The sequence below is a fragment of the Aeromonas sp. R6-1 genome (assembly GCF_040908165.1).
GTDB classification, from domain to species: Bacteria; Pseudomonadota; Gammaproteobacteria; order Enterobacterales; family Aeromonadaceae; genus Aeromonas; species Aeromonas caviae.
Genome location: NZ_JBFODF010000055.1, coordinates 181,794 through 193,472, shown reverse-complemented (window position 1 = coordinate 193,472; position 11,679 = coordinate 181,794). Strand labels below are relative to the sequence as shown.

11 protein-coding genes are annotated in these 11,679 nt (G+C 63.2%); 9 read left to right on the top strand and 2 right to left on the bottom strand.

The genetic code is table 11. From position 1 onward, the window contains the following. The first annotated feature begins 33 nt into the window (after positions 1 to 33). The 3 genes from AB5Y68_RS20165 (at position 34) to AB5Y68_RS20155 (ending at position 3,028) form a co-directional block, all read left to right on the top strand. A complete protein-coding gene (locus tag AB5Y68_RS20165; RefSeq protein ID WP_039040593.1) occupies positions 34 to 1,836 on the top strand; it encodes an aminopeptidase P family protein in 1,803 nt (600 codons plus the stop codon). A gap of 137 nt (positions 1,837 to 1,973) precedes the next feature. Continuing rightward, the gene (locus tag AB5Y68_RS20160; RefSeq protein ID WP_010675733.1) at positions 1,974 to 2,426 is read left to right on the top strand and encodes an N-acetyltransferase; all 453 of its coding nucleotides are present in this window, start codon (positions 1,974 to 1,976) and stop codon (positions 2,424 to 2,426) included. Positions 2,427 to 2,557: 131 nt separating this feature from the next. Beyond that, positions 2,558 to 3,028 carry a glycine zipper 2TM domain-containing protein gene (locus AB5Y68_RS20155; protein WP_010675734.1) on the top strand — a complete coding sequence of 157 codons (471 nt, stop codon included), beginning with the start codon at positions 2,558 to 2,560 and terminating at the stop codon, positions 3,026 to 3,028. A 77-nt stretch (positions 3,029 to 3,105) separates the two neighbouring features. On the opposite strand, the gene AB5Y68_RS20150 is transcribed toward AB5Y68_RS20155, so the two are convergent. Next, complete coding sequence (locus AB5Y68_RS20150) at positions 3,106 to 4,059, bottom strand: inorganic triphosphatase (protein ID WP_039040594.1); 954 nt, start codon at positions 4,057 to 4,059, stop codon at positions 3,106 to 3,108. 169 nt (positions 4,060 to 4,228) lie between these two features. Between AB5Y68_RS20150 and AB5Y68_RS20145 the strand changes: the two genes are divergently transcribed. Both AB5Y68_RS20145 and AB5Y68_RS20140 read left to right on the top strand, forming a co-directional pair. Next, entirely contained in the window at positions 4,229 to 4,909 is a 681-nt protein-coding gene (locus tag AB5Y68_RS20145) for a TIGR00153 family protein (RefSeq protein WP_010675736.1), read from the top strand. 25 nt (positions 4,910 to 4,934) lie between these two features. Then, entirely contained in the window at positions 4,935 to 6,200 is a 1,266-nt protein-coding gene (locus AB5Y68_RS20140; protein WP_039040595.1) for an inorganic phosphate transporter, read from the top strand. A 101-nt stretch (positions 6,201 to 6,301) separates the two neighbouring features. On the opposite strand, the gene AB5Y68_RS20135 is transcribed toward AB5Y68_RS20140, so the two are convergent. Further along, the gene (locus AB5Y68_RS20135; RefSeq protein ID WP_010675738.1) at positions 6,302 to 7,540 is read right to left on the bottom strand and encodes a multifunctional CCA addition/repair protein; all 1,239 of its coding nucleotides are present in this window, start codon (positions 7,538 to 7,540) and stop codon (positions 6,302 to 6,304) included. A gap of 229 nt (positions 7,541 to 7,769) precedes the next feature. Between AB5Y68_RS20135 and AB5Y68_RS20130 the strand changes: the two genes are divergently transcribed. The 4 genes from AB5Y68_RS20130 (at position 7,770) to AB5Y68_RS20115 (ending at position 11,618) form a co-directional block, all read left to right on the top strand. Next, positions 7,770 to 9,413, top strand: coding sequence for an ExeA family protein (locus tag AB5Y68_RS20130; RefSeq protein ID WP_010675739.1), 1,644 nt, complete (start codon positions 7,770 to 7,772; stop codon positions 9,411 to 9,413). After that, positions 9,413 to 10,096 carry a GspB family T2SS assembly factor variant ExeB gene (exeB, locus tag AB5Y68_RS20125; RefSeq protein WP_010675740.1) on the top strand — a complete coding sequence of 228 codons (684 nt, stop codon included), beginning with the start codon at positions 9,413 to 9,415 and terminating at the stop codon, positions 10,094 to 10,096. The genes AB5Y68_RS20130 and exeB overlap by 1 nt, the downstream gene beginning before the upstream one ends. A gap of 167 nt (positions 10,097 to 10,263) precedes the next feature. After that, positions 10,264 to 11,349 (top strand): A/G-specific adenine glycosylase, encoded by a 1,086-nt coding sequence (gene mutY, locus AB5Y68_RS20120; RefSeq protein WP_039040597.1) that lies wholly within the window; start codon positions 10,264 to 10,266, stop codon positions 11,347 to 11,349. Then, positions 11,346 to 11,618 carry an oxidative damage protection protein gene (locus AB5Y68_RS20115; protein ID WP_010675742.1) on the top strand — a complete coding sequence of 91 codons (273 nt, stop codon included), beginning with the start codon at positions 11,346 to 11,348 and terminating at the stop codon, positions 11,616 to 11,618. Before mutY ends, AB5Y68_RS20115 begins: the two co-directional genes overlap by 4 nt. Positions 11,619 to 11,679 lie beyond the last annotated feature (61 nt).

Genomic DNA, 11,679 nt, shown 5'->3' with positions numbered 1-11,679 from the left:
ACACTCACATCACCACAAGCTGGCAATAACGACATGAACCATTTCGAGATTATTGAAACCCGCGTCGCCCAGGTCAGGGCCACACTGGCCACGCTGGAGCTGGACGCCTTCATCGTTCCCCACGACGACGAGCATCTGGGGGAGTACATTCCCGCCTATGCCGAGCGGCTGGACTGGATCACGGGTTTCAACGGCTCCGCCGGGCTCGCCATCATCATGGCGCATCGGGCGGCCCTGTTCATCGACGGTCGTTATACCGTGCAGGCGCGCATGCAGGCGCCGGCCGAGCTGTTCGAGTTTCTCCACCTCAATGAAGACCCCCACGTGCAGTGGCTGGCGGAGCAGTTGCCCTCAGGCTCCCGGGTCGGTTTCGATGCCCGCCTGCACAGCCTGGCCTGGTATCAGAACGCCAACGCCGTACTGGCCGATCACGGCATCGAGCTGGTGCGCATCGACGAGAACCCCATCGATCTGCACTGGAGCGATCGTCCCGCCCCGACCAAGAGCCCTGTCATCCTCTACAGCGAGGAGCTGGCGGGCCAGTCCAGCCAGGCCAAGCGCGAAATGCTGGCCAGCGATCTGCGCAAGCGCGGGCTGGATGCGGTGCTGCTGACCCAGGCCGAGCCCATCAACTGGCTGCTCAACCTGCGTGGTCGCGACGTGGAACGCCTGCCGGTGGTGCTGGGCTTTGCGGTACTCTACGCCAACACCACCATGGATTTCTTCGTCGATACCGACAAGATCGACTGCTTCGCCTTCAGCCAGCACGTGGGGCAGGATGTCTCCGTCTACCCCATCGACAAGCTGGGTGACGTGTTGCAGCGCATCGGCGAGGATCAGCAGAAGGTGCTGGCCGACCCCAACACCGCCAACGCCTGGACCCAGCTCGTGATGGAAGAGGCAGGCGCCATTCTGGTGGCCGGCCAGGATCCCACCATGCTGCCCAAGGCGTGCAAGAACCCCGTGGAGCTGGCCGGCATGCGTGCCGCCCACCTGCGCGACGGCGTTGCCGTCACCCGCTTCCTGGCCTGGCTGGATCGCCTGATCGCCAGCGGCGAGTTCGACGGTGTGGACGAAGGCACCCTGGCCGACCAGCTGGAAGCCTTCCGCCACGAGCAGGAGCACTATGTGGAGCCGAGCTTCGACACCATCTCGGCACTCGGCCCCAACGCAGCCATGTGCCACTACCGCCACACCAACGGTACCCCGCGGGCCTTCGGCCAGGACAGCATCTATCTGGTGGACTCCGGCGCCCAGTACCTGGACGGCACCACCGACATCACCCGCACCGTCAAGGTGGGTGAGGTGACCGACGAGCACAGGGCCATGTTTACCCGGGTGCTGCAAGGTCATATTGCCCTGGATCAGGCCCGCTTCCCCCGCGGCACTGCCGGCATCCAGCTCGACGTGCTGGCCCGCATGCCCCTGTGGCAAGCCGGCTACAACTACGACCATGGCACCGGCCACGGGGTCGGCCACTTCCTCAGCGTGCACGAAGGCCCGCAGCGCATCGCCCCCAAGGGCAGCCTGGTGGCCCTGCAGCCGGGCATGGTGCTCTCCAACGAGCCGGGCTACTACCGGGAAGATGCCTTCGGCATCCGCTGTGAAAACCTGGTGGTGGTGACCGAACAGGAGGCCCGTGGCGAGCTGACGATGCTGGGCTTCGAGCGACTGACCTATGTGCCGTTCGACATCCGCCTCATCGATCGCAGCCTGCTGAGCCCGGCGGAGTTCCGCTGGATCAACGAATACCATGCGGAGGTCTACCGCCGTCTGAGCCCGCTGCTGGAGGGCGAGGATCTCGCCTGGCTGGAGCAGGCGACCAGCCTCCTCTGATGACACAGGGCCTGCGGGCCCTGTTTCTTTATCCGCGGCATGCCACAAATGCCCCCCTTGCATCGACTCCCCGCCCCTTCTACCCTGTGCCTCCTTTTTGGCTGCCCCGCAGCAGAGACCCGATGAGAGGAGCCCCGATGCACTCGTCCCCCGTATTGCGCCTTGCCACCCACACCGACATGCACGCCATCTGGCAGATAGATGCCGATGTCTTCGGCGAGGATGTCTACCCCGGTTTCTTCTTTCGCCAGGCCATGGATCTGTGGCCCGAACTGCTGGTTGTCGCGGAGCGGGAAGGCCGGCTGCTGGGCTATGCCCTGGGCGGGCTTGGTCAGGATCGGTCGCAGGGCTGGCTGCTCTCCCTCGCGGTGCGCCCCGAAGCGCGCGGCTTCGGCCTGGCCGAGCAAATGATGTTGCAGGTGGAGCAGGGACTGCTGAAACTGGAAGTTGAGCGGGTCAGACTGACCGTTGATCCCGCCAATCCGGCCCAGCGCCTCTACTTCAGGCTGGGTTATCAGCAGTTGGCAGAAGAGAGAGGCTACTTCGGGCCAGGCGAGGATCGCCTGCTGCTGGAAAAAGCCCTGACCTGACCATCCACCACCGGCACGGGAGCCTTCCGGCCACATAATTGGTTACACTTTGCGGGTTTAATGCGCAATCTGGTTGACGTAAAGTGCAATTCATCACCAGATTAATCCGATGCCCGCCCAGGAGGCCCATCATGTTCAAACGTATTGCTCTCGTCACCCTGCTGGCGGCCACCACCGCCATCACCGGCTGTGCCAACAGCGACGTCTACTCCGGCGATGTCTACACCAAGGATCGCGCCAAGCAGGTACAGACCGTCAGCTATGGCACCATCCTCTCCACCCGCCCCGTCAAGATCCAGGCCGATGAAAACTCGCTGATCGGCACCATTGGCGGTGCCGTGGTCGGCGGCCTGCTCGGCAGCACCATAGGCGGCGGTCGTGGCAGTGACATCGCGGCGGCCGGTGGCGCCATCGCGGGTGCGGCGGCCGGCAAGGCGGCAGGGGACAAACTCAACCAGGTTGACGGGGTCGAGCTCGAGATCAAGAAAGAGAACGGCGAATCCATCGTGGTGGTACAAAAGGCCAGCCCCACCTTTGTGCCTGGCGCCCGGGTCCGCATGACCCAGGGCAACGGCACCATCAACGTGGCCGTGGTGAACTGATAGCGCCGTTCAAGGTGCAACTGCCATAAAAAAGGTGAGCCCGGGCTCACCTTTTTGCGCTCTGCACCACTTAAGATTCACTCCCCCAGATGCAGCCAGGCCGCGATGGACAGCTGCAGGCCCACCAGGTCGGCATGGTGGAACAGGGCATGCAGTGATGCACGATCCCCGGCCACCTGCACCATCAGACGCTGTTGCGCCTGCAGGTCGGCCAGCCAGGAGGGGGGCACCGTCAGCGTGCCTGCTGCCTCGGCAACCAGGGATACCCCCTCGAGCAGGGCATGCAGCGCCCGTTGTTGTTCGCCAGCATCGCCACTCTCGAGCCAGAGCTGCTCATGATGCTGCCAGTGCTGCAGACCCAGGGTAATGCTGACCTTCTGATCTTTGCCCACAATCCTTTGCAGGGGCTGCACGGCCAGTGGCTTGCCAAGCCCAGCCAGCCTGTATCCGCGCTGCGCCTTGGACTGGGCACCCAGCCGCAATCCTCCCAGCGCCGCCAGCTTGCTCGCCAGGGTGAACAGGGCGCGGGCATCGCCGGATTTCAGCTCCAGCTCCAGCTCGTCGATCCCGATACGCCCCAGGGCACCGACAATCTCCCCCTGATCCCAGGCCAGCTCGATCTCGGCATCTCCGAATGCGATCAGCCAGTGGCGGCGCAGGAAATCGGTGCTGAACTGGGCCACCAGACGGCTCTGGAGTTCATCGCGCACCACCAGACTCGGCCAGATATCGGCAGGAAAGGCAGACAGGGTCGGAATGGTTCCCTCCACCGGGGTGTTGTACTCGGGTCTGGCGTGCAATCCGCCCACGACCTGCCCCCGGCACTTGATGGTCTGCTCGGAAAAATCATCGCTGCGACGAATGCGCAACCCCATCTCGAGCCCACGCAAACCCAGGTCGGGCGTGTCGAAATAGACGTTGCCAAGAGCGGCTTGATTGGAAGAGATAATCTCTAGTGAATTCAGAAGGTTGGAGATGGATTCTTGAATATTGCTGGTGACGAAAAACTTTATCTCGATCTCAGTTTGCATAGTCATTCCGGGCTGGCGGGCAACTTTGGGGGGCATGTTCGGGGTCGCGAGGATATAATGCCAGCGACAGTTCACGATTAATTCACGGTTTTATTGATGGCACAGTTCGGTTACCATGCGCCCCTCATAAAATCGTATCGAGTGTTTTTTCACCGACACAGGTTTGGCCATGCCAGTAAATACTATTTTGGGTCTTTTTGCCAAGTCCCCCATCAAGCCGCTGCAGAAGCATATCGTCAAGGTTCACGTGTGCTGCGAACAGCTCATTCCCTTCTTTGATGCCGTTGCCGAAGACCGCTGGGAAGATGCCGAGAAGATCCGGCAACAGATCGCCCAGCTGGAAAAAGAAGCGGACATCCTCAAGCGCGAAATCCGCTTGAAACTCCCCCGCGGCCTGTTCCTGCCGGTCGCTCGTACCGATCTGTTGGAGCTCTTGACCCAGCAGGACAAGATTGCCAACCGTGCCAAGGATATTTCCGGCCGCATGCTTGGCCGCAAGATGGAATTCCCCACCGAGATGCGCGCCGATTTCATGGCCTATCTCAAACGCTGTATCGATGCGACCGCCCAAGCCGAAAAAGCCATCGGAGAACTCGATGAGCTGCTCGAAACCGGCTTTAAAGGACGTGAAGTTGAAATGGTTGCCGAGATGATCCACCAGCTGGATCTCATCGAGGACGATACTGACACCATGCAGATCGGACTGCGCCAACAGCTGCAAGCCGTTGAGCACAAATACAATCCGATCGACGTTATGTTCCTCTACAAGATCCTCGAATGGGTAGGTGACCTGGCTGATCAGGCAGAGCGCGTTGGCGCCCGTCTGGAATTGATGCTGGCTCGTTCGTAATCGACTGACTGGGTAAACACTACTAATGGACATTATCGCAAATTACGGCACCACCCTGGTGCTCGTGGCGGCCTTGTTCGGCTTTTTGATGGCCTGGGGCATTGGTGCGAACGACGTCGCCAACGCCATGGGCACATCGGTCGGCACCAAGTCCCTGACCATCCGTCAGGCGATCATCATCGCCATGATCTTTGAATTTGCCGGTGCCTATCTGGCCGGTGGCGAAGTGACGGCCACCATCCGCAGCGGCATCATCGACAGCAACGCCTTTGCCGACACGCCGGATCTGCTGGTGCTCGGCATGATCGCCTCCCTGCTGGCTGCGGGTCTGTGGCTGATCCTGGCCTCCTATTTCGGCTGGCCCGTCTCCACCACCCACTCCATCATCGGCGCCATCGTGGGCTTCGCCGTGGTGAGCATCGGTCCGGAAGCGGTACAGTGGAACAAGTTTGGCGGCATCGTCGGCTCCTGGGTAGTCACGCCGGCCATCTCGGGCATCATCGCCTACTTCATGTTCATCAGCGTGCAGAAGCTCATCTTCAACACGGACAACCCCCTGGACAACGCCAAGCGCTATGTCCCCTTCTACATGTTCCTGACGTCCCTGGTCATCTGCCTGGTCACAATCAAGAAGGGGCTGACCCACGTCGGTCTGCACCTGAGCAATGGCGAAGGCGCGCTGCTCTCCGTCGCCATCTCCATCGCGGTGGCGTTTGCCGGCTGGATCTATATCCGCGGCCAGCAGTACAACCCGAAAGATGACAGCAAGATGCACTTCGCCAACGTGGAGAAGGTGTTCGGCATCCTGATGATCATCACCGCCTGCGCCATGGCCTTCGCCCATGGCTCCAACGACGTGGCCAACGCCATCGGCCCGCTCTCTGCAGTCGCCTCCATCGTGGCGGCCGGCGGCGAGATCGGCGGCAGCTCCCACATCGCCTGGTGGATCCTGCCCCTTGGCGGCATCGGCATCGTCATCGGTCTGGCCACCATGGGCGAGAAGGTGATGGCGACCGTCGGCACCGGCATCACCCACCTGACCCCGAGCCGTGGCTTCGCCGCCCAGCTGGCCACCGCCGCCACCGTGGTGATCGCCTCCGGCACCGGTCTGCCCATCTCCACCACCCAGACCCTGGTGGGTGCCGTCATGGGTGTCGGTCTGGCACGGGGCATCGCGGCCCTGAACCTGGGCGTGCTGCGCAACATCGTGGTCTCCTGGGTCATCACCCTGCCCGCGGGCGCCATCCTGGCCATCGCCATCTTCTACGTGCTGCAGGCCTGCTTCTCCTGAGCAGCCCACGCCGCACGACAAAAAGCCCGGGTCATTGACCCGGGCTTTTTTATGCTTCGCCCATATTACGCCGTCGATTGAGCGTCGATCGGCTGCGGCGCTTACTCCTCGATGAAGGTCCACTCGTCGCGCACCCGGCTGATGGCATCAAGCCGCCGCTTGGCAAGCTGCTCGCGGATTGCCTCCCCTTTGAAGCCGGCCGCCACTATCTCCTTGACCGGCACAGCCTGCGCCGCCTCCAGGGCCTCGGCGACATAGTCCGGCTGACTGTAGACCTTCTCTTCGAAGCCGGTACGACCGTGGAAGTCGGCGCGACAGGCATCGAGCAGCTGGGCAAAGCGCTCCGGTCTGCGCCAGGCATCGGCCTTGTCGAATACCTTGAGCAGGGTCGCGGGCTTGAGCTCGAAGGCAATGTGGATATGGGTGTGCAGGTCGCTCACCAGCAGCGCCAGATCGCGACACTCGTTCGGCACCCGGAAGCGCTCGCAAAAATCCCGAATGAGCGGCAACCCCTTCTGACCATGGCCGTGATGGCTCGGCCAGAAGGCGGGCGGAGTGAGCCCTTTGCCAAAGTCGTGGCAGAGGGACGCGAAGCGCACGGTCAATTCGGGGGAGAGACGACATGCCTGCGCCAGCACCATCATGGTATGGATGCCGGTGTCGATCTCCGGGTGCCATCTGGCAGGGGCCGGCACACCGAACAGGGCATCGAGCTCGGGGAAGAGCGCCTTGAGTGCGCCGCATTCGCGCAGCACCTCGAAGAAGATCTGGGGTGTCGACCCCAGCAGCACTTTTTCCAGCTCCTTCCAGACCCGCTCCGGGGTCAGATGGGCCAGCTCTCCAGCCTCCGTCATCTCGCGCATCAACCCCAGCGTCTCGGGGGCCACCACGAACCCCTGGGCATGGAAACGGGCGGCGAAGCGCGCCACCCGCAGGATGCGCAGAGGATCCTCGGCAAAGGCCGGCGAGACATGGCGCAGCAACCGCGCCTCTAGATCCTGCACGCCGCCGTAGGGATCGTGCAGTTGCCCATCCTCATCTTCGGCGATGGCGTTGATGGTGAGATCCCGGCGCAGCAGATCCTGCTCCAGCGTCACCTCGGGGGCGGCATGGCAGACGAAGCCGGTGTAACCCTGCCCCTGCTTGCGCTCGGTGCGCGCCAGGGCGTACTCCTGCTGGGTTTTGGGGTGAAGAAAGACCGGAAAGTCTCGGCCCACCTGGGTGAATCCGAGACCCAGCATCTGCTCCACCGTGGCGCCGACCACCAGGTGATCCCTGTCACCCTGGGGCAATCCCAACAGGCGATCCCGTACCGCCCCTCCGACCAGATAAATCTGCACGCGCACTCTCCCTCGATAAACTTGCCCCGATGATACCGCTTTTGGCCAAGAGAGACGATGTGCACCCGTCGCACCGGGCTCTCCATCACTCGGCCGGGCGGCTGCTTCCCGCCATCGTCCCGGGCGACTCAGCCCGTGGTTCGAGCCAGCTCCCCTTATGGTATCCGGGTCTTTGACATCCCTTTTGGGAGGCTTTAACCTGCCGCCCATAACAATGGAATGGATCCTTATGTACACACAGTTCTTCGGTCTGTCGGAGCCCCCGTTCTCCATCTCGCCCAACCCCAAATACCTCTATATGAGCGAGCGTCACGGGGAGGCCCTCGCCCACCTCAACTACGGGTTGCAGGACGGTGGCGGCTTCGTGCTGCTGACCGGGGAAGTGGGTACGGGAAAGACCACCGTCTCCCGCTGCCTGCTGCAGCAATTGCCCGCCGACACCGAGATCGCCTACATCCTCAATCCCTCTCTGACCGAGCGGGATCTGCTGGCCGCCATCTGCGACGAATTCCAGTTGCCCTACGGCGAAGAGGCCAGCCTCAAGCAATTGTTCGACCTTATCCGGGATCATCTGCTGGCGAATCTGGCGGCAGGCAAGCGCAGCGTGGTGCTGGTGGATGAAGCCCAGCACCTGCTGCCCGGCGTGCTGGAGCAGTTGCGACTGCTCACCAATCTGGAGACAGACGAGAAGAAACTGCTGCAGGTGGTGCTCATCGGCCAGCCCGAGCTGCAACAGATGCTGCGCCAGCCCCTGCTGCGCCAGCTGGCCCAACGGATCACCGCCCGCTATCACCTGCTGCCGCTGTCGCGCCAGGATGTGGATGCCTATGTCCGCTTCCGGTTGCAGGTGGCAGGCTGCGTCCAGCCCATCTTCACCCCCAGGGCCATCCAGACCCTGCATCGCCTCTCCGGAGGCATTCCCCGTCTCATCAACCTCATCTGCGACCGCGCCCTCATCGCCGCCTTCGCCCGTGGCAGCCACAAGATAGTGCACGGGGACATCAGCCAGTCCGCGTATGAGGTGAGCGGCATTCGCGACGAGGGAAGCTGGCAATCCGGCCTCACGGTCGCCCTGGTGGGCGCCCTGCTGGTCGCCACCGGCTGGTGGGGCTGGCAATTCTTCGGATTCTTCCCAGCCCGCCCCCTGGTCAAGGTCGAGGTACCGGTCAAGGTGGATGACACGCCGGAGCAGCAGGCCCAGCTGACCCGCGCCATCAATCAGGCGCTGGAGCCGGACGTCGCCATGCAGAATCTCTACAAGGTATGGGGCTACCAGGCCGAGCTGGAGGAGGCAACCTGCGACAATGCCCCCCGTGCGGGCCTGCGCTGCCAGGAGGGAGAAGCCTCCCTGGCGCAATTGCAGGCGCTGCAATACCCGGCCCTCATCAGTCTCACCGACGAGACCGGCGGCCTCTATTACGCCACCCTGGTCAGCCTGGGGGCGGACAAGGCTTCCCTGCTCATCGGCAACCAGAGCTGGCAGGTGGACAGGCAGTGGCTCTCCGACGCCTGGGGCGGCAGCTACACCCTGCTCTGGCGCATGCCCAGGGGCAACGTGCCCCTGATAGCGAGCAATGCCGGGGCTGCCCAGGTGCAGTGGCTGGACAACGCCCTTAGCCGCGCCATGCAGCAACCCGATCGCAAGGTGAGCCGCTTTGATGCCACCCTCAAGAACAAGCTGCAACAGTTCCAGCGCGAGCAGGGACTGACCCCGGACGGCATCGCCGGCAGCAACACCCTGCTGCGGCTGAATGTGGCCTCCGGCGAACCCATGCCCAGGCTGGAGGATGAATCCCTGCGAGCCAGCACGCCGGTCGATCTCGACAGCGTGGCGGATGATGAGACGGATCCCATGGTCGAGGAGGCCTCCTGATGTCCACCCTGCTCAAGGCCCTGCGCCGGGCCGACCAGCCCCAGTTCACCCCCCATATGCCGCTCATGGGTCTGCCCGTGAGCCAGGAAGAGGAGCCCAACCGCCGCTGGATCTGGTGGGCCCTGGTGCCCCTGGCCCTGGTGATGGGCGCCGCCGCCAACTATGGCTGGCACCTCTATCACCTCAAACCCGTGGAACAGCAGGTCGAAGTGAAGGAAGTGGTGACTCCTCCCTTCGTGCGGGTCGAACCCAGGCCCATGATCACCCGGCCGCTGCCGCCCCCCCTGCCGGAGCCAGTGGTCGCTCCAAGACCTGCCGCAACCCCGGCTGCGACTACCGCAAACCAGGGGGGACAGAGTCTGGCAGAACGGCTGATGGCCGCCCTCAACAACACGCCGCTGGTGGAAGAGAGTGCGCCACAGGCTCAGGTCCAGACCAGTGCCATCCCCCTCGGCGCCCTGGCTCCGGCCTTGAAACAGCAGGTGCCGTCCCTGACCTATGGTGCCCACAACTACTCCTCCGACCCGGCCAAGCGGGCCGTGGTGCTCAATGGACGGGAGTGGCGCGAGGGCAATGAGATCGCCCCCGGTGTCATCCTGGCAGCCATCGCCCAGGACTACATCGTCCTGCAGGTCGGCGGCCAGTATGCCAGCCTCAAGGCGCTGCAAGACTGGCGCGGCTGATCTGCCGGCATCCAGTGGCCCTCCCCCGGGAGGGTCAGCGCCCATTCTGAGGGAGCCCGAGAGCTCCCCTTTTTAATCAATAACCTACACTCGACCTTTGCCATGCGCCGGGTCGGGGATCGCCCTCCTGATGGCGGGCGGACTTATCATCAGAACATGAGCACACTGTGAGCCACTCAGACAACACCACCTTCGCCACCCGCATTCTGGACTGGTACCAGATCCACGGCCGCAAGACCCTGCCCTGGCAGCAGGACAAGACCCCCTACCGGGTCTGGGTCTCCGAGATCATGCTGCAACAGACCCAGGTTGCCACTGTCATCCCCTATTACGAGCGGTTCATGGCCCGCTTCCCCGACGTGCTGACCCTGGCCAACGCCCCCATCGACGAGGTGCTGCATCACTGGACCGGGCTTGGCTACTACGCGCGCGCCCGCAACCTGCACAAGGCTGCCCAGCAGATCCGCGATCTGCACGGCGGCCTCTTTCCGGAACAACTGGAAGAGGTGATGGCCCTGCCCGGCATCGGTCGCTCCACCGCCGGGGCCGTGCTCTCCCTCTCTCTGGGCCAGCCCCACGCCATCCTGGATGGCAACGTGAAGCGGGTACTCACCCGCTGGCTGGCGCTGGCGGGCTGGCCGGGCCAGAAGCAGGTCGAGCACGATCTCTGGGAGCTGGCGACCCGCCTCACCCCGCGCGTCGGGGTGGCCCAGTACAACCAGGCCATGATGGACATGGGGGCCACCGTCTGCACCCGCAGCAAGCCCGCCTGCGAGCGCTGCCCGGTGCAGGCCGATTGCCAGGGGCTGTCGCAGGGCAACCCCACCGCCTACCCTCACAGCAAGCCGAAGAAGAGCATTCCGGCACGCAACGGCATTATGCTGATCATCCGCCACGGCGATCAGCTGCTGCTGGAGAAGCGTCCGCCGCAAGGGATCTGGGGCGGGCTCTACTGCTTCCCGCAGGTGGAATCCCTCACAGAGGTGACCGGGCGACTGCGGGAGTTGGGGCTGGAGGATGCCGCCTATCAGGAGCTCGCTGGATTTCGTCACACTTTCAGTCACTTCCACCTCGACATTCGCCCTTTGCTGATCGAAATGGCTGTTCCGCCCGCCCCCCTGCTCATGGAAGCGGATACCCGACTCTGGTATAACTTACGCCATCCTGCCGAGGTGGGATTGGCGGCGGCCACGGCCCGTCTGCTCGCCTACCCGGACTTACAACCAGACTTGCAACCACAGAGGTCAACATGAGCCGTACCGTATTTTGCCTGCGCCTGAAGAAAGAAGCGCCGGGTCTCGATTTCCAACTCTACCCCGGTGAACTCGGCAAGCGGATCTTCGACAACATCAGCAAGGAAGCCTGGACCGAGTGGCAGAAGAAGCAGGTCATGCTGATCAACGAGAAGAAGCTGAACATGATGAATCTCGAGCACCGCCAGTTGCTGGAAAAAGAGATGGTCAGCTATCTGTTCGACGCGGGTGAAGTCCAGATCGACGGTTACACCCCTCCCAGCCAGTGAGCGGGAATCGAGTCAAAGGGCCAGCGTCCCCCTGAGTCGTCAATATGCCGCAGGGTGACAC